Below are 17,928 nucleotides of genomic sequence, written 5' to 3' on the forward strand. Positions count from 1 at the left end.
GGCGCACTCAACAGCCTTGCCCGCAAAGGAGTTCCCGGCCGGCGTCGTCGGCTCGGTCGCAGCGGCGGGGCAGTGTAGCAGAAGGTCGGGGGGTGCTTGTGAAGGGGCTCACGAGCACCCCCCATAGGGGTGCTGGATACTCGAATCATGAGCACCACGGAGCGTCCCAGGATCCTCGTTGTAGGCGGTGGGTACGTAGGCCTGTACGCAGCGCGCCGCATCCTGAAGAAGATGCGGTACGGCGAGGCGACCGTCACGGTCGTCGACCCCCGCTCGTACATGACGTACCAGCCCTTCCTCCCTGAAGCCGCCGCAGGCAGCATCTCCCCTCGTCACGTCGTTGTCCCCCTGCGGCGCGTGCTCCCCAAGGCGGAGGTCCTCACCGGCCGCGTCACCACAATCGACCAGGACCGCAAGGTCGCGACGATCGCCCCGATCGTCGGTGAGGCCTACGAGCTGCCGTTCGACTACCTCGTCGTCGCGCTCGGCGCCGTCTCCCGCACCTTCCCGATCCCCGGACTCGCCGAGCAGGGCATCGGCATGAAGGGCGTGGAGGAGGCCATCGGCCTGCGCAACCACGTCCTCGAGCAGCTCGACAAGGCCGACTCGACGACCGATGAGAATGTCCGCCGCAAGGCCCTGACGTTCGTCTTCGTGGGCGGCGGCTTCGCCGGCGCGGAGACCATCGGCGAGGTCGAGGACATGGCGCGGGACGCGGCGAAGTACTACACGAACGTGAAGCGCGAGGACATGCGCTTCATCCTCGTCGACGCCGCCGACAAGATCCTCCCCGAGGTCGGTCCCGAGCTCGGCCGCTGGGGCCTGGAGCACCTCCAGAAGCGAGGTGTCGAGGTCTACCTCAACACCTCGATGAACTCGTGCATCGACGGCCACGTGGTGCTGGCCAACGGGCTCGAGGTCGACTCCAACACCATCGTGTGGACCGCGGGCGTCAAGCCCAACCCGGCGCTCTCCCGCTTCGGTCTGCCGCTTGGCCCGCGCGGCCACGTCGACACCGCGCCCACCCTGCAGGTCAAGGGCACGGACTACATCTGGGCCGCTGGCGACAACGCCCAGGTGCCCGATGTCGCCGCCGGCGAGGGCAAGTGGTGCCCGCCGAACGCCCAGCACGCGCTGCGCCAGGCCAGGGTCCTCGGCGACAACGTGATCTCCGGGATGCGGGGCTTCCCGCAGCAGGACTACAAGCACGCCAACAAGGGTGCCGTCGCCGGGCTGGGCCTCCACAAGGGCGTCGCGATGGTCGTCGTCGGCAAGGTGAAGATCAAGCTCCGCGGCCGCCTCGCCTGGTACATGCACCGTGGCTACCACGGCCTGGCCGTACCGACCTGGAACCGGAAGATCCGGGTCTTCGCCGACTGGGCGCTCGCCATGTTCCTCAAGCGCGAGGTGGTCTCGCTCGGCGCGATGGAGAACCCGCGCGAGGAGTTCTACGAGGCCGCCCGCCCCGTCGCCGCGAGCGCGGTGCCGGTCGCCGGGCCCGAGAGGGCCAAGACCGGTGCCGAGAAGGCCAAGGCCGGTTCGGAGAAGGCCACGGCCGGCTGATCCGGTGCGCGGCCGCCCGGCCGCGAGCCACGCACTCCGCGCCCGAAGGGCGCCCGCCATCCGTGGTGCGGGCGCCCTTTCGGGTGTTTTCGGCGTACGGACGCGGCTCCCGGTACCCGACGGCATATGGATATCGGCGGGTTTTTGCTGTTCGCATACGTGACAACAGGACTGCGAAGGGTGTTCGTTCAGTTGACGTAGGCGAAGGTGAAGTCCCGTCGGTCCCGCCGCATGGAGGTGTACGACATGGCCGATGCCGCGCAGCGGCTCACCGCTCTTGCCGAGGAACTCCTGGGAGCTCCGCTCCCCGTCCGTATCCGCACCTGGGACGGCACCGAGGCGGGCCCGCCCGGCGCCCCCACACTCGTCGTACGCCACCGCCGCGCCCTGCGTCGCGTGCTCTGGCAGCCGGGCGAACTCGGGCTCGTCAGGGCCTGGGTCGCCGGTGAACTCGCCATCGACGGCGATCTGTACGAGACACTGGACCGGCTCGCCGGGCTGTTCTGGGAGCGAAGTCCGGCCGCCGGCAAGGGCCGTGGCGCCCTCACCGCCATCGCTGCCCTCCGCGACCCAGCCCTGCGCGCCGCCGCCCGCGATCTGATCTCCCTCGCCGGACCCGGCCTTCCACCCGTCCCGCCGCGGGAGGAGGCGCGCCGCCGAAGCGGCGTGCTGCACAGCCAGCGCCGCGACAAGGCTGCCATCAGCCACCACTACGACGTCGGCAACGACTTCTACGAGCGGGTGCTCGGGCCGTCGATGGTCTACTCCTGCGCCTACTGGGAGGAAGGCTCGACCCTCGAAGCGGCCCAGCGCGCCAAGCTCGACCTGGTCTGCCGGAAGCTGGGCCTCGGACCGGCGGACCGGCTGCTCGACGTGGGCTGCGGCTGGGGCTCGATGGTGCTGCACGCCGCGCGCGAGTACGGGGTGCGCGCCACCGGCATCACCCTCTCCGCGGAGCAGGCCGCCTACGCCCGCAAGCGCGTCGCCGACGAGGGCCTCACCGACCGGGTCGAAATCCGCGTCCAGGACTACCGCACCGTGAACGACGGCCCCTACGACGCGATCTCCTCGATCGGCATGGCCGAGCACGTCGGCTCCGCACGCTACCTGGAGTACGCGCGGAGCCTGCACTCCCTGCTGAAACCCGGCGGGCGCCTGCTCAACCACCAGATCGCGCGCCGCCCGGTGACGAACGAGGAGAGCTACCACGTCGACGCGTTCATCGACCGGTACGTCTTCCCGGACGGGGAGCTGGCGCCCCTCGGCCGGACTGTCTCGCTCCTGGAGGAGTCCGGGTTCGAGGTACGCGACGTGGAATCGCTCCGCGAGCACTACGCGCTGACGCTCCGTCGATGGGTGGACAACCTCGAGACGCACTGGGCCGAGGCCGTACGGCTCACCTCGCCGGGTCGGGCTCGCGTCTGGAAGCTCTACATGGCGGCCTCCGCGCTCTCCTTCGAACGCAACCGGATCGGCGTCAACCAGGTCCTCGCGGCCCGTACGCCCGCCTCCGGCGCATCCGCTCTGCCGCTCAGGACACGGGACTGGCGCCCCTGACCCGCGGAGACGGCGTCGGCCCGGACGGATCCCGTCCCGGCCGGCGCCGTGTTCCGGGGCGCGGCTACTCCGCCTTGATGGCCTCCAGGGCGTTGAGCCCGGCCGCCCGGCGCGCAGGCCAGAGCGCGGCCAGGACGCCGACCAGCGCGGCCATGCCGAGGAAGATGCCGATCTCCGCGAACGGGATCTTCATGGTGTACGTGGTGACCGTGCCGGAGATGGAGGTCCCGGCGGCCCAGGCGATGAAGAGGCCGAGACCGATGCCGAGGACCGCGCCGAACAGCGAGATGACCACGGCCTCCAGACGGACCATCCGCTTGACCCGGGAGCGGTCGAGGCCGATCGCCCGCAACATCCCGATCTCGTGCTTCCGCTCGAAGACCGACATGGCGAGGGTGTTGACCACACCGAGCACCGCGATGAGGATCGCCATGGCCAGCAGCCCGTAGAGCATCTTGAGCAGCAGGTTGATCGCCTTGGCGAAGTCGTCGCTGATGGCCTGCTTGTCCTTCACGGAGATGGCCGGATTCTTGCCGAGGGCATCGACGATGGCGGTCTCGGCCGCATCCGACGGCCCGCCCTTCATCTTCACCAGCACCTGGTCGTCGGCGACCTTGTCGAGGTGCGGGTTCACCACGGAGGTCGGGACGTAGAGGCCCTGGAACATGTCGTTGCCCTCGTAGATCCCGCCGACTTTCACGGCCCGGGTCTTGCCGTCCTCGAATCTGTACCCGACGGAGTCGCCCACGGAGAGGTGCAGTTCGTCGGCGAGCTTCTGGTCGAGCAGGGCCCGCTTGGCGGTCAGGCCGGCGAACGAGCCGCTGCTGAAGTCGAAGTTGAGCAGTTCGGGTGCGGTGCGCGGGTCGACGCCCGTCATCCGTGCGGACGTGCCGCCGGCCTCACCGTACGAGGACCGCAAGGGGCTGGTCGCCTCGACCCCGGGGAGCTTGTCCAGCTTCGAACGTACGTCCGGGGACAGGCCGTTGAAGTTGGCCATGGTGATCGCGTAGTCGGACTTCAGGGAGTCCACCGCCATCTTGTCGATCGCCGCCTGCATGGAGGTGGCGAGGACGGTCATGCCGGTGATGAGGGTGAGACCGATCATCAGGGCCGCGGCGGTGGCGGCGGTACGGCGCGGATTGCGGACCGCGTTCCTCCGTGCCAGGTTGCCGGAGACCCCGAAGCGGGCCAGCACCGGAGCCGCGGCCGCGATGACCGGGCGGGACAGCAGCGGCGTGAGCACGATGACGCCGATGAGGACGAGTCCGGCGCCGGTCGCGAGGACGCTGCCCGGGGAGCCCTGCGTGCCCATGAACACCAGGGCCGTGCCGAGGGCGGTGATGGCGGAGCCGATGGTGTTGCGCACGACGAGGCCGCGGGTGGTGGGGGTGGCGTGCACGCTGTTCATCGCGGCGACCGGCGGGATCTTCGCGGCGCGGCGGCCCGGCAGCCACGCGGCCAGGATGGTGACGACGACGCCGACCAGCAGCGCGTACAGCCCGGTGCTCGGGGCGATGACGAGCGGGCCGTCGGGCAGTGCGGCGCCCATGGCGTTCACCCCGGCGCGCATGGCGACGGCGACGCCGCTGCCGAGCAGGAAGCCGGTCACCGAGGCGACCAGGCCGATGAGGAGGGCCTCGAGGAGGACCGAGCGGGTCACCTGACGGCGGGTCGCGCCGATGGCGCGCAGCAGTGCCAGCTCCTTGGTGCGCTGGGCGACCAGCATGGTGAAGGTGTTGGCGATGAGGAAGATTCCGACGAACAGCGCGATGCCGGCGAAGTAGAGGAGCACCTGGCTCATCTGCTTGGTGTCCTGGGCGATGTCCTCGGCCTGCTCGTCCGCCAGCACCTTGCCGGTGGTGACCTCGATGTCCTTCGGCACGATCTTCTCGACGGCGCTCTTGAGCGCTGCGTCGGAGGCACCGGGCTCGGCCCGTACGGTGATCTCGTTGTACTCGCCGCCGGTGTCGAGGACCTTCAGGGCGGTGGTGTTGTCGAAGAGGACGAGGCTGCCGCCCGCCGCGACGCTGCCGTCGTCGGTGTCGAAAACGCCGGTGATCCGCTGCTTCATGACGGGGCCGTCCGTGGAGACGCGGGCGGTGTCACCGGGCTCGAAGCCGGCGCGCTCCGCGGTACGGCTGTCGATGGCGATCTCGTCCGGCGCCTTGGGGGCACGGCCGTCGGTGAAGGTGTAGCGGTCGTCCTCGCCGCCGGGACCCGGGTAGTAGTTGGCGCCGCTGCTGCCCCATCCCTGGCCGACGAGCTTGCCGTCCTTGTCGGCGAGTGCGGTGAAGCCGGTGACGGTGCCGGTGGCGGACCGGGCGCCCGGCAGGTCCTCGATCCTCTTGAGCAGCCGTTCGGTGAGGACGGGATCCTTCTTGGCCTCGCCGCCTCCTTCGTCGAACCCGCCGTAGGCCGCGGACGGTCCGTTGGAGCGCATGGCGACGGAGACGTTTGCGAAGCTCTTCGCGGACCGGTTCTTGTAGGCGTTGCCCACGGAGTCGGTGAAGATGAGGGTGCCGGAGACGAACGCGACGCCGAGCATGACGGCGAGCACGGTCATCATCAGCCTGGCTTTGTGCGCGAGTACATTGCGCACGGCAGTACGGAACATGGTTCTCGAGTCCTGGGGTCGGGCCGGTGGCGGTCGGCGTGCGCGGTCAGCGGGTCCGGCTCGTGGCTGCGGAGACGGGGGCGGCAGTGGTCCCGCCGGAGATGCGCAGCATGCGGTCCAGGACGGAGTCGGCCGTCGGTTCGCGCAGTTCGTCGACGATCCGGCCGTCGGCCAGGAAGATGACGCGGTCGGCGTACGCGGCGGCGACCGGGTCGTGAGTGACCATCACGATCGTCTGCCCCAGCGCCCGTACGGAATTGCGGAGGAAGCCCAGGATCTCGGCGCCGGAGCGCGAGTCGAGGTTGCCGGTCGGCTCGTCCGCGAAGATGATCTCGGGCTTGCCCGCGACGGCCCGCGCGACGGCGACGCGCTGCTGCTGACCACCCGACAGTTCCGTCGGGCGGTGCTTGAGGCGCCCGGACAGGCCGACGGTCTCGATGACCTGGTCCAGCCACTGCCGGTCGGGCTTACGGCCCGCGATGTCCATGGGCAGGGTGATGTTCTCCAGGGCGTTGAGCGTGGGCAGCAGATTGAAGGCCTGGAAGATGAAGCCGACCTTGTCGCGACGCAAACGGGTGAGCTGCTTGTCCTTCAGCGACGTCAGCTCCGTCTCGCCGATGCGCGCGGAGCCGGAGGAGACGGTGTCCAGGCCGGCGACGCAGTGCATGAGCGTCGACTTGCCGGAGCCCGAGGGGCCCATGATGGCGGTGAACTCGGCCTGCCGGAACTCGACGGACACGTGGTCCAGGGCGACCACCTGGGTCTCGCCCTGGCCGTACACCTTCGTCAGATCCGTGGCCCTTGCGGCTACGGCGGCGGTGCGGGCGGCGGTCTGGACGCCGTAGGGGGTGGTGGTCACGGACGGTCTCCTGTCGGTCCGGGGGGCGGATGGACGGATTCCATCGTCCCGGCCGGAAGGCCCGTCAGGATCAGCCCACGTTCCGGTTCCTGGGGCAGCCCAGGGAGGTACCCGGAGGCCCGGTGTCCTCCTTGGGGATGACCGCGACCCCCGAGGGTCCCCCTGAGAAGGGCGACGACTTTTCGTCAATCCCGGGGAGGCGAGGCGGAGGTGCACACCCCGTCCACGCATGTGCCTACCGCAGGTACCACGCGCCTGACGCTTTCTCAGTTGCCAATAAAATCAGACAACCTCGCACTCCCCGGCCGGAGTTCGGGGGATGAAGCCGGATAAGCTCTGCGTGCGCCCTGGGGGGACCGTCAGAGTCCGGGACCCTGCCCGGATGGTGGAATGTAGACACGGTGAGCTTAAACCTCACTGGCCCAATCGGGCCGTGCCGGTTCAAGTCCGGCTCCGGGCACTCGCATATTTCCGGGCGTACACCAGGCAGGGGGCCCGGTCTCAGGGCTTCCTTCCCAAAGATCCTCCTCTGGTACTAGGGTGCATTCTTTGCCCACCCATTACTCTTGTGGCAAGGTCGCGCCCGGCGGCCATGGAGGAGTGAGATGAGGAGCAGCAACCCGGTCTTCTCGCGACGGGGATTCAGCCGCGACAATGGCTTCGCGAGCTTCAACGCGGCGCAGCAGGCCGGGGGCCCCGCCGCAGCTCAGCAGGGCAACCCGTACGCCACTGGAAATCAGTACACTTCGGGCAATCCGTACGCACCGCAGTCCGGCAACCCGCATGCCCAGCCGGACGGCTCGGTGCAGGGTGCGCCCCCGGTAGCACCGCCGCAGACCGGCCGGATGACGATGGACGACGTCGTCATGCGGACGGGCATCACGCTCGGCACCGTCGTGGTCGGTGCGGCTGTCGCATGGATGATGCGCCTGCCCCTGGGGCTCGCCCTGGTGTGCGCCCTCGTCGCGATGGTCCTGGGCCTGGTGCAGGCGTTCAAGCGCAGGCCCTCGCCGCCGTTGATCCTCGCGTACGCCGCCTTCGAGGGTCTTTTCCTGGGCGCGCTGAGCGGGGCGATCAACGAGCGGTTCGAAGGCGCCCCGATGCAGGCCGTGCTCGGCACGATGGCCGTCTTCGTCGGTGTCCTGATCGCCTACAAGACGCGCCTGATCCGGGTCAATCAGCGCTTCTACCGCTACGTGATGGGGGCCGCGATCGGCTTCCTTCTGCTGACCGCGGTGAACCTGCTGTTCATGGCCTTCGGTGGTGGTGACGGACTGGGCTTCCGCAGCGGTGGTCTCGGCATCCTCTTCGGTGTCATCGGCGTCATCCTCGGCGCCTGCTTCCTCGCCCTGGACTTCAAGCAGGTCGAGGACGGCATCGCCTACGGCGCCCCCCGCGAGGAGTCCTGGCTGGCCGCCTTCGGCCTCACCATGACCCTGGTGTGGATCTACCTGGAGCTGCTGCGCCTGATCTCGATCCTGCGCGGCGACTGACCGCCGTCCGGCGGCCCGTGCCATCGGGCCGCCGGACACCTGGACACGGCGAAAAGCCCGGAGGCGTTGCCTCCGGGCCCTTTCGTCTTTCTCGCTCGGGGCGGTGACCTCGGTGGGTGCTAGAGCAGCTTCCGCGCGGCGCGCCGCAGGTCGTACTCGTGAATGATCGCTTTGGCATGGCCGTAGGCGAGGTTGTGCGCGCCACGCAGCCAGTTGACCTTTTCTTCGAAACGGAAGAGGGCGGGGCCTTCATCGACGGTGCGAAGCCAGTCGGAGACTTCTCGGCCGGTGCACTGAGGGATACGGGAGAGCAGGTTCCGGTGGGTCTCTTCGGAGAAGACTTGGGACATCGGCGCCTCCGGACGCGTCCATTGCCGGGTCATGAGCCTGGCCCAGGTGTGGTCCTTCACGACACCGTGCCTGAGTGTTCGCCTGTTGGCAACAGGCAGGGGGAGGCGCATAGGCTCGCGCCGTGCTCGATGTGACGCCTCTGGTGACTGCCGTGGATCATCTCGCCGACCGGCTGCGGGCCGCCCCCCAGAGCAGACTGCAACGGGGCGCCGCGGCGGAAGGGCTGGCGCTGGCGCGGGAGTTGGCGGCGCGTGCGCACCGCCTGGAATTCCCCGGCGAGGACCCTTGGCCGATGCCGGACGCGGGGATGTTCGCGGTGGCCGACCAGGTCGCCGTGGCCGGCCACGATTTGGCCGAAGCCTTGCGGACGGCCTCCGCCGAGGAACTGGAGGAGGCCCTTGCGCTCGTGGAGAAGGCCGCCGGGCACGTCTAGGGACCCGTCTTCACGGTGGCGTAGTCCGCCAAGAAGCCCAGTGCCGGGCAGGAACGGCCGGCGCGCGGGACCGGGCCCGGGAGTTCTGGGATCCCTGTTCGACGGGGGACGACGGGGGTGACCGGTGGGAGTGCCGGAGCGCTCAGAGGGATGCTATGACCCGGTCCGCAAGGATATAGACCGTTCCTTCACCTTCATCCCCGTATGCAAAGGTCAGTGCATAGGCGCCCGAAATGCCCGATCCGCCCAGAAGGACAGGGGTCTTGTCCTCCCGCAGCGCCTGCGCGAGGAGTTCGGCGGTCTCGCGGTGACCCGGTGTCATGCAGATCGTCGTGCCGTCCGCGAAGACGTAGACATCCAGCGTGCCCAGGGGGCCGGGACGTACGTCCGTCAGGGGAGTCGCGTCCGCTGCGAGCTGCTCAAGCCGGTCCATCGTGCGGTCGTGGTCGGCGAAGGCCGGCGCCGCGGGCGATCCCTGCTCGCGCTGGTTGTCCGGGTTCGAGGGGTGGCGGCGGCGCGCGGCCGCCCGCTCCGGCGACTCCTCGGTCTCGGCGGGGCCGCTGTCGGTGGCGGGGCCGGCCGTCGTGCCGCCCTGCTCGTACGCGTCGATGGAGGCGTCCACGGCCTCGATGCTCTCCAGGACCTCGGCCACCTCGGCGAGTTCGGCGCCCAGGAACGGCTCCAGGCCCGCGAAGTCGGCCTGACGCGGTAGATAGACCGGAGCCTGGTCACCCAGCGGGCCCGGGCTGCCGAGCATCGGGGGCGGGTCCGCCGCGTCACGCGCCTCCTGTGCCGCCCAGAATGCGCGGGCCTCCGCCAGCTCCCGCTTCCGCTCCTCGGCGAGCGCGTCGGCGACCGCGGCCCGTATCTCCTCGGCGGGGGTCCTGCGAGCCGCCGGTACGGAAGCGGTTCCGGCCTGCGCCGGCCGGTCGGCGAGCTCTGCGCGCAGCGCGAAGAGCTGCTTGCGCAGCCCCCGTGCGGCGTGCAGGGCGGCGGCACCGACGGCCGTGGCCGTGGCAGCCGCCAGCAGCAGGGCAACGGACATGGCGCTCACTGACGTACTCCCGGATGTGGATGAGGTCCCCCGAATTCCTACCTCAGGTTGCCGCGGGCTGCCGCCCGCTGTCAGTGCATAACATCATGAATCGGGCGCGAGCACAGCCCGTACGCTCGTCCATGCGGCCACTCTGACCTGCTGAAACGAATCTCCCTCAGGATGTACATCACATCCTGGGGGAGATTCGGTCACGACGATGAGGTGTGTGGGGCGCGTGAGGCGCGCGGGGCGCTCAGGGTGGTCAGCTCAGCCGCTCGATGATCATGGCCATGCCCTGGCCGCCGCCGACGCACATGGTCTCCAGGCCGAACTGCTTGTCGTGGAACTGGAGGGAGTTGATGAGCGTGCCGGTGATGCGGGCGCCGGTCATGCCGAAGGGGTGGCCGACCGCGATGGCGCCGCCGTTGACATTGAGCTTGTCGAGTTCGATGCCCAGGTCGCGGTAGGAGGGGATGACCTGCGCCGCGAACGCCTCGTTGATCTCGACCAGGTCGATGTCGTCGATGCTCAGCCCCGCGCGGGCCAGCGCCTGCTTGGACGCCTCGACCGGGCCGTAGCCCATGATCTCGGGCGAGAGTCCGGAGACTCCGGTGGAGACGATGCGCGCCAGCGGCGTCAGGCCCAGCTCGCGGGCCTTGGTGTCGGACATGATCACCAGCGCCGCGGCGCCGTCGTTCAGCGGGCAGCAGTTGCCGGCCGTGACGAGACCGTCGGGGCGGAACACGGGCTTCAGGCCCTGCACGCCCTCCAGGGTCACGCCGGGGCGCGGGCCGTCGTCCTTGGAGACGACCGTGCCGTCGGGGGTGGTGATCGGGGTGATCTCGCGCTCCCAGAAGCCCTTCTCGATGGCTTCCTCGGCGAGGTTCTGTGAGCGGACGCCGAACTCGTCCATGTCCTGGCGGGTGATGCCCTTGAAGCGGGCCAGGTTCTCGGCGGTCTGGCCCATGGCGATGTACGCGTCCGGGACCGCGCCGTCCTCGCGCGGGTCGTGCCAGCCGGTGCCCTCCTGCTCGGCGCGGGCGGCCGTACGGGCCTCGGCCTCGGCGAACAGCGGGTTGTGGGTGTCGGGCAGACCGTCGGAGGTGCCCTTCACGCTCCGCGAGACCATCTCGACACCCGCCGAGATGAACACGTCACCCTCGCCCGCCTTGATGGCGTGCAGGGCCATCCGGGACGTCTGCAGGGACGAGGAGCAGTAACGGGTGATGGTGCAGCCCGGCAGATGGTCCATGCCCATCTGCACGGCGACGATCCGGCCGAGGTTGTGGCCCTGCTCGCCGCCGGGGAGACCGCAACCGAGCATGAGGTCGTCGATGTCGCGCGGGTCCAGCTCGGGGACCTTGGCGAGCGCGGCCTGGATGATCTCGGCGGTCAGGTCGTCAGGGCGGACCTCCTTCAGGGAACCCTTGAAGGCCCGGCCGATCGGCGAACGGGCGGCAGAGACGATCACGGCTTCGGGCATCACGGCTCCCTGAGGGCGGGGATTCGGCGGACTGTCTGGGAAGTTACCTGCACGTACGGCGGAGGTCACGGCCTGTGTGCTGTGACACGGGCCTCTTTTCTAAGCGCTTGCTCACTTCCAGTGTGCCACCGGGTCGCCCGCGGCGGGCGCGGATGCAAAGGCGGCGGCGGAGGGCCCCGCCCTCCGCCGCCGCGGGGTGCGTGGTCGGCCTTGCCCTGTCGCGTCCAGCGCTCACGTCTGCGGATGAGCCGGGTCCAGCGCTCACGCCTCCGGCGTGCGCAGCGAGGCAGGGGTGCCCGCGGTGGTCTCCCCGGGAGCCGCTTCGGCAGCCGGAAGCCGACGCCGGCGGCGGTGCTTCAGCAGCACCCAGGGCCCGCGGATCCCCACCGGTGCCGCGGCCGCCACCTCCGTACCGCTCTCGGAAGCCGCCTGCGCAGCCGCCTCTGCGACCGGCAGGATGCCCTCGCGGCGCGCGGCCTCCGGCCGCTCCGCCTCCGGCCACAGACCCAGCGCCGCGCACAGCGTCGGCAGGACGGCCATCGCGGCCGTCGCGTAACCCTCCGCCGAGGGGTGGTAGTTGTCCGGTCCGAACAGTTCCCGTGGGTTGGCCTCGAACTCGGGGCCGAGCAGGTCGCCCAGCGAGATCGTACGGCCGCCCTGTTCGACCACCCCGATCGTCTGGGCCGCGGCGAGCTGCCGGCTCAGCCGCCGCGCCAGCCAGCGCAGCGGCTGGTAGACCGGCTCGATCGTGCCGAGGTCGGGGCACGTGCCGACCACCACCTCGCAGTTCTTCTCGCGCAGCCGCCGCACCGCGTCAGCGAGCAGCCGCACGGAGCGGGCCGGTGGCATGCGATTGGTGACGTCATTGGCGCCGATCATGATCACGCAGACGTCGGGGACCCGGTTGCTGTCCGCCTTCGGACCCTCTCCGGGTGCGGGTTCCCCCGGCGAGGCCGGCGGGCGCGCCCCCAGCAACATCGTGACCTGGCGCTCCAGATCGTCGGACTGCGCGCCCGGCAGTGCCACCGTCCGCAGGTCCACGGGCCGCTCGGCGACCGCCGCGAGACCCGACGCGAGCAGCGCCCCCGGCGTCTGGCGGGGGCGGTGCACGCCCTGGCCCGCCGCTGTGGAGTCCCCGGCCAGAGCGAGCCTGAGCGGCCGCTGGTTCGTGTGCGGCGCAAACACCGCCCCGTAGCGTCCGTCCGCGATCGGCGGCACGTCCCCCGAGCCGCCCACCGAACGCCGTGCGAGCTGCACCTCGGTCAGCAGCAGTCCGATCGCCGCCCCGCCCAGCAGCCCGATCCCGCCGCCGCCGTACGCCGCCGCGGCCGCGATCCGCCGTGCCACCCTCGCCCTCGACATCGACATCTGCCGCCCGCCTCCCGCCCGCCTCTCGCACTGCCATGCCCTGCCCTACGTATGCCGCATCAGGGCTGCGGTACGCCCCGTTACTTGCTGGTTGCCCGCTGTGGCGGGTCGCGCAACGCCCCCGTACGGCGGGTACGGGCCAGATTGCCATGGCTCTGCTGCCGTGCGACCCGTCGGAATAGGCTGACCGCACGGGCCGTACGAGTGCGGCTGCCACCCGACCCGCGGATACCCCGCCTGACCTGGAGAACGTCGTGCATTATCACGATTCGATGATTGAGCTCGTCGGCAATACCCCGCTGGTGAAGCTCAACAGCGTGACCGAGGGGATCCAGGCGACCGTCCTGGCCAAGGTCGAGTACTTCAACCCCGGCGGCTCCGTGAAGGACCGCATCGCCGTGCGCATGATCGAGGCCGCGGAGGAGTCCGGGGCGCTGCAGCCGGGCGGCACCATCGTCGAGCCGACGTCGGGCAACACCGGTGTGGGGCTGGCGATCGTTGCCCAGCAGAAGGGCTACCGCTGCATCTTCGTGTGCCCGGACAAGGTGTCCACGGACAAGATCAATGTGCTGCGGGCGTACGGTGCCGAGGTCGTCGTCTGCCCGACCGCCGTCGACCCCGAGCACCCGGACTCGTACTACAACGTCTCCGACCGGCTGGTCCGGGAGACGCCGAACGCCTGGAAGCCGGACCAGTACAGCAACCCCAACAACCCACGGTCGCACTACGAGACGACCGGCCCAGAGCTGTGGGAGCAGACCGAGGGGAAGATCACGCACTTCGTGGCGGGCGTCGGCACCGGCGGCACCATCACCGGCACCGGCCGCTATCTGAAGGAGATCTCCGGCGGCCGGGTGCGGATCGTGGGCGCGGACCCTGAGGGGTCGGTCTACTCGGGCGGATCCGGGCGGCCGTATCTGATCGAGGGCGTCGGCGAGGACTTCTGGCCGACCGCGTACGACCCGAAGGTCACCGACGAGATCGTGGCGGTGTCCGACAAGGACGCTTTCCAGATGACGCGGCGGCTCGCCAAGGAGGAGGGCCTGCTCGTCGGCGGCTCCTGCGGCATGGCCGTCGTCGGGGCGCTGAAGGTGGCCGAGAATCTCGGTCCCGACGATGTGGTCGTCGTCCTGCTGCCCGACAGCGGCCGCGGCTACCTTTCGAAGATCTTCAACGACGAGTGGATGGCCGACTACGGCTTCCTCGAGGAGGGCGAGCCGTCCGCCCGTGTCGCGGACGTGCTGGCGTACAAGGAGGGCGCGCTGCCCTCGCTCGTCCACATGCACCCGGACGAGACGGTGGGCGAGGCCATCGAAGTGCTGCGCGAGTACGGCGTCTCGCAGATGCCCATCGTGAAGCCCGGCGCTGGTCACCCGGACGTGATGGCCGCGGAGGTCATCGGCTCGGTCGTCGAACGGGAGCTGCTGGACGCGCTGTTCGCGCAACGCGCGTCACTCGGCGACCCGCTGGAGAAGCACATGTCCCCGCCGCTGCCGCAGGTGGGCTCAGGCGAGCGGGTCGAGGATCTGATGTCGGTGCTGGAGGGGGCCGACGCGGCGATCGTCCTCGTCGAGGGCAAGCCGACCGGTGTGGTGAGCCGGCAGGACCTGCTGGCCTTCCTCGCCAAGGCCACCAAGTAGGGGCGGCAGCGGAATCGCCGAGGGGTCGGCGCGGCGCGGTCCGGTTCTTGCAACTCCCGTATCGCGCCGCGCCGTTGGTGGCACGCAACCGGTACGCATGTGTCATGTGCGCGCAGCACGCACTTAACACGGGCCCGGCACATTGGAGGACGTCGGCACGAGCGTACGGGGGCGGGCGGTACGAGCCCACCGCACACCACCCGCACTGCGGCGCACGCGCCGGCGCCCGAAAAGCGGCGCCATGGACCTCCGGAGCGGCTCCCGGACCTCCTGGCCGCCGAACGGACGTGGAGGTGACCGGCCCTGACCCGGCCCGCGTCCATCGCGGGGACCGCCGTCGTCCCGCCCCCGGCGCGAGCCGGGGTGCGGCGGTCCCCGCCGACCCCCCACCGCCGGACGGCCCGTGATCCGTGATCACGGGCCGTCCGGTTTTCCGGCGTCCGTCTCCGCGCCCCGGGCGACGGGTCTCGGGCGTCGCTCTCCGGCACACCGTCGCCGCCCGGCGGGGAGACCGCCCGCGCTCAGTACGGGGCGCCGTCTCCCCCCGGCTTCCTGCGCCGCCACGGCAGCCGGCCCGCCGCGTGCACCGCGTTCACACCGACGATGCCCGCCCAGGCGACGACCAGCCCCGGCAGTCCCTCGTTCACCACGCCGATCGCCGACAGCGGCACGGCCAGAACCAGCGAGACGAGGCCGAAGCCGAACCGCTCGCCGAAGGTGCTGCCGCCTCCGGGCCCGCGGGACGGGTCCGGGGCCGAACCACGCGCGACCACCATCTGGTGCTCGGCGAGCCGGCGGCGCATCCGCTGGTCGAGCGTCCCGTCCAGCCGCTGCTCGACCTTCTCCAGGAACGATTCGATGAGCTCCGCCTCGTAGTCGGACCCGAGTTCCCTGCGGGCGCGCACGGTCGCGTCGAGATCCTTCTTCAGGTCGTTGTCGCGGGCGTCCATGACCGGCACGTTACGGTCACCGCAGGAGGGTGTCGGTAGGGGTAGCCCCCGGAATCCGCTCCCAGGAATGATGGGGCAGGTCCCCGGGAGAAGGAGCGTGCGTGTCCGAGGTCCTGCTGTCGTCGCTGACCGGGCCGTACGCGTCCGGCCGTTCGGCTTCCGGGCCCGGCGTCGCCGATCGCCCCGACGCGATCACCGTGGCCGGGCGGTCCTGCTCGCGCGAGGACCTGGCGGGTGCCGCCGGAGCGGTCGCGGGCCGTATCGCGGGGGCCGCGGCCGTCGCCGTACGGGCCGAGGCATCGCTGGAGACGGTCGCGGCGGTGGTCGGCGGCCTGCTGGCCGGGGTACCGGTCGTGCCCGTACCGCCCGATTCGGGACCGGCGGAGCGGGACCACATCCTGCGGGACTCGGGTGCCGAGCTGCTGCTGCGCGGGGCGGAGGGCGCCGGGGACGGCGCGCCGCTGCCGCCCGGCATCCGGCCCCTGCCCGTCGACGTCGCCGAGCGCGCGGCGTGGACCGAGCCGGAGCCGGACCCCGGCTCGACCGCTCTGATCCTCTACACCTCCGGCACGACCGGCGCCCCGAAGGGCGCTCTGCTGCCCCGGAGCGCGCTGGCCGCCGACCTCGACGCCCTCGCCGAGGTGTGGGAGTGGACCCCGGAGGACACCCTGGTCCACGGCCTCCCGCTGTTCCATGTGCACGGACTGGTGCTCGGTGTCCTCGGCGCGCTGCGGGTCGGCAGCCGCCTGGTGCACACCGGCCGCCCGACCCCGGAGGCGTACGCGGCGGCGGGCGGCAGCCTCTACTTCGGCGTCCCGACCGTGTGGGGGCGCGTCGCCCGCGACGCGACCGCGGCCCGCGAACTCGCCGGTGCCCGCGTCCTCGTCTCCGGCAGCGCGCCGCTGCCCGCGCCCGTCTTCCGCGACCTGGAGTCGCTGACCGGCCACCGGCCCGTGGAGCGCTACGGCATGACGGAGACGCTGATCACGCTCTCCGCGCGGGCGAGCGGTGAGCGCCGGCCGGGGTGCGTGGGTTCGCCGCTGCCCGGCGTACGCACGCGCGTCGTGGCGGAGGAGGGGGCCGGGATCGGTGAACTCCAGGTCGCCGGGGAGACGTTGTTCACGGGCTACCTCGGCCGCCCCGAGGCGACGGCGGACTCCTTCACCGACGACGGCTGGTTCCGTACGGGCGACATCGCCGCGGTCGGGCCCGACGGCTTCCACCGCATCGTCGGCCGCGCCTCCACCGACCTCATCAAGTCGGGCGGCTACCGCATCGGCGCGGGCGAGGTCGAGAACGCGCTGCTCGACCACCCGGCGGTCCGGGAAGCGGCGGTCGTCGGCGCCCCGCACGACGACCTCGGCCAGCAGATCGTCGCGTACGTCGTCGCAGACGGCATCACGGAGCGGGAGCTGACCGACCACGTGGCGGCCCACCTCTCCGTCCACAAGCGGCCGCGGCGCGTCGTCTTCCTCGATGCCCTGCCGCGCAACGCGATGGGCAAGCCGCAGAAGAAGCTGCTGCCGCCGCTGTGAGGCGGGGCTCGGGGTGCCGTACGGGAAGGGCGATGCGGCGGGTGCCGGGTGGTGTGGGCGGTTGCGGCGGGGCGCGGTCAGGGCTTGAGCACGATCTTCCCGCGGGTGTGGCGCTGCTCCAACTCGCGGAAGGCCTCGCGGACCTGGTCCAAGGGATAGGTCCTGGCGACCGGTAGCTCCAGCGCGCCCTGGTCGATCATCCGGGCCAGTTCGGCGAGCACGTCGGAGCTGGCGGCGGCCGCGTTGCCCTCCGTCTTCACCCCGTACTTCTGAGCCGCGGCGAAGTTGATGATGGTGTCGATGCGGTCCGGGGCGACGCCCAGCTCGATGGCGAGTTCGACGTAGTCGGCGCCAAAGGTGTCGATGAAGGCGTCCACCGAGCCGCCGGACGCGGCCCGGATGCGGTCGGCGACCCCTTCGCCGTAGCTCACGGGGATCACGCCGTGGTCGGACAGCCATGCGTGGTTCGCCTCGCTCGCCAGGCCGATCGCGGTCGCGCCGGTGTGGCGAGCCAGCTGCACGGCGAGCGAGCCGACGCCGCCCGCCGCGCCGGAGACGACCACTGTGTCACCCGGCCCCGACGCCACGGCTCGTACGGCGGCATAGGCGGTCGCGCCCACGACGAACAGCGCGCCCGCCGCCTCCCAGGGGATGCCCGAAGGCCGCATGATCAGGTTCCCGGCCTCAACGAGGACGAAGTCCGCGTGACTGGCCCGCTTTTCGGTGAAGCCGAGCACCTCGTCCCCGGGCGCGAACCCGCCCACGCCCTCGCCCGTTTCCGCCACGACGCCGGCGAGGTCACTGCCCTGGCCGGAGGGGAAGGTCGCGGGGAAGACGTCGCGCAGGCGGCCCTCGCGGATGGCCGCCTCGCCGGGGTTGATCCCCGCGGCCTTCACCTCGACGAGAACCTCCCCCGGGCCGGGTGCGGGGCGTTCCACCTCCTCCACCCGCAGCACGTCGATCCCGCCGTACTCGTCGAACCGGACAGCCCTGGGCATCGCACGACCCCTCTCACATCCCGATGCGGCTTTTGTCCCTTCCATCCT

General features: G+C 70.9%; 14 protein-coding genes and 1 tRNA gene. 7 read left to right on the forward strand and 8 right to left on the reverse strand.

What is annotated here, in order from left to right; genetic code table 11:
• Positions 1 to 147 precede the first annotated feature (147 nt).
• Both AB0M26_RS01685 and AB0M26_RS01690 read left to right on the forward strand, forming a co-directional pair.
• The gene (locus tag AB0M26_RS01685; protein WP_365252755.1) at positions 148 to 1,563 is read left to right on the forward strand and encodes an NAD(P)/FAD-dependent oxidoreductase; all 1,416 of its coding nucleotides are present in this window, start codon (positions 148 to 150) and stop codon (positions 1,561 to 1,563) included.
• A gap of 246 nt (positions 1,564 to 1,809) precedes the next feature.
• Positions 1,810 to 3,120 carry a cyclopropane-fatty-acyl-phospholipid synthase family protein gene (locus tag AB0M26_RS01690; protein WP_365252758.1) on the forward strand — a complete coding sequence of 437 codons (1,311 nt, stop codon included), beginning with the start codon at positions 1,810 to 1,812 and terminating at the stop codon, positions 3,118 to 3,120.
• 64 nt (positions 3,121 to 3,184) lie between these two features.
• Here AB0M26_RS01690 and AB0M26_RS01695 read toward each other — a convergent pair whose 3' ends face one another.
• Both AB0M26_RS01695 and AB0M26_RS01700 read right to left on the reverse strand, forming a co-directional pair.
• The gene (locus tag AB0M26_RS01695) at positions 3,185 to 5,734 is read right to left on the reverse strand and encodes an FtsX-like permease family protein (RefSeq protein ID WP_365252761.1); all 2,550 of its coding nucleotides are present in this window, start codon (positions 5,732 to 5,734) and stop codon (positions 3,185 to 3,187) included.
• A 46-nt stretch (positions 5,735 to 5,780) separates the two neighbouring features.
• Positions 5,781 to 6,593, reverse strand: a complete 813-nt coding sequence (locus AB0M26_RS01700) for an ABC transporter ATP-binding protein (protein WP_365252764.1) — start codon at positions 6,591 to 6,593, stop codon at positions 5,781 to 5,783.
• A gap of 376 nt (positions 6,594 to 6,969) precedes the next feature.
• Between AB0M26_RS01700 and AB0M26_RS01705 the strand changes: the two genes are divergently transcribed.
• Both AB0M26_RS01705 and AB0M26_RS01710 read left to right on the forward strand, forming a co-directional pair.
• Positions 6,970 to 7,053 (forward strand) — tRNA-Leu (locus tag AB0M26_RS01705).
• Between the two features lie 145 nt (positions 7,054 to 7,198).
• Positions 7,199 to 8,086, forward strand: coding sequence for a Bax inhibitor-1/YccA family protein (locus AB0M26_RS01710; protein WP_365252767.1), 888 nt, complete (start codon positions 7,199 to 7,201; stop codon positions 8,084 to 8,086).
• 119 nt (positions 8,087 to 8,205) lie between these two features.
• Here AB0M26_RS01710 and AB0M26_RS01715 read toward each other — a convergent pair whose 3' ends face one another.
• Entirely contained in the window at positions 8,206 to 8,436 is a 231-nt protein-coding gene (locus AB0M26_RS01715) for a DUF4287 domain-containing protein (protein ID WP_360845145.1), read from the reverse strand.
• 122 nt (positions 8,437 to 8,558) lie between these two features.
• Between AB0M26_RS01715 and AB0M26_RS01720 the strand changes: the two genes are divergently transcribed.
• A complete protein-coding gene (locus AB0M26_RS01720; RefSeq protein WP_365252770.1) occupies positions 8,559 to 8,870 on the forward strand; it encodes a hypothetical protein in 312 nt (103 codons plus the stop codon).
• 142 nt (positions 8,871 to 9,012) lie between these two features.
• On the opposite strand, the gene AB0M26_RS01725 is transcribed toward AB0M26_RS01720, so the two are convergent.
• The 3 genes from AB0M26_RS01725 to AB0M26_RS01735 all read right to left on the reverse strand — a co-directional run bounded on the left by AB0M26_RS01725 (position 9,013) and on the right by AB0M26_RS01735 (position 12,757).
• Positions 9,013 to 9,915, reverse strand: a complete 903-nt coding sequence (locus tag AB0M26_RS01725) for a hypothetical protein (RefSeq protein WP_365253018.1) — start codon at positions 9,913 to 9,915, stop codon at positions 9,013 to 9,015.
• A gap of 253 nt (positions 9,916 to 10,168) precedes the next feature.
• The gene (locus tag AB0M26_RS01730; protein ID WP_365252773.1) at positions 10,169 to 11,389 is read right to left on the reverse strand and encodes an acetyl-CoA C-acetyltransferase; all 1,221 of its coding nucleotides are present in this window, start codon (positions 11,387 to 11,389) and stop codon (positions 10,169 to 10,171) included.
• A gap of 261 nt (positions 11,390 to 11,650) precedes the next feature.
• Positions 11,651 to 12,757, reverse strand: coding sequence for an SGNH/GDSL hydrolase family protein (locus AB0M26_RS01735; RefSeq protein ID WP_365252776.1), 1,107 nt, complete (start codon positions 12,755 to 12,757; stop codon positions 11,651 to 11,653).
• 254 nt (positions 12,758 to 13,011) lie between these two features.
• Between AB0M26_RS01735 and AB0M26_RS01740 the strand changes: the two genes are divergently transcribed.
• Positions 13,012 to 14,397 (forward strand): cystathionine beta-synthase, encoded by a 1,386-nt coding sequence (locus AB0M26_RS01740; RefSeq protein ID WP_365252779.1) that lies wholly within the window; start codon positions 13,012 to 13,014, stop codon positions 14,395 to 14,397.
• 521 nt (positions 14,398 to 14,918) lie between these two features.
• On the opposite strand, the gene AB0M26_RS01745 is transcribed toward AB0M26_RS01740, so the two are convergent.
• Positions 14,919 to 15,347, reverse strand: a complete 429-nt coding sequence (locus AB0M26_RS01745) for a hypothetical protein (RefSeq protein ID WP_365252782.1) — start codon at positions 15,345 to 15,347, stop codon at positions 14,919 to 14,921.
• 125 nt (positions 15,348 to 15,472) lie between these two features.
• On the opposite strand from AB0M26_RS01745, the gene AB0M26_RS01750 reads away from it, so the two are divergent.
• Entirely contained in the window at positions 15,473 to 16,882 is a 1,410-nt protein-coding gene (locus AB0M26_RS01750; protein WP_365253021.1) for an AMP-binding protein, read from the forward strand.
• A gap of 77 nt (positions 16,883 to 16,959) precedes the next feature.
• Here AB0M26_RS01750 and AB0M26_RS01755 read toward each other — a convergent pair whose 3' ends face one another.
• Entirely contained in the window at positions 16,960 to 17,880 is a 921-nt protein-coding gene (locus tag AB0M26_RS01755) for an NADP-dependent oxidoreductase (protein ID WP_365252785.1), read from the reverse strand.
• Between the last annotated feature and the right edge of the window lie 48 nt (positions 17,881 to 17,928).

The organism is Streptomyces sp. NPDC051776, assembly GCF_040681345.1.
Taxonomy (GTDB): Bacteria; Actinomycetota; Actinomycetes; order Streptomycetales; family Streptomycetaceae; genus Streptomyces.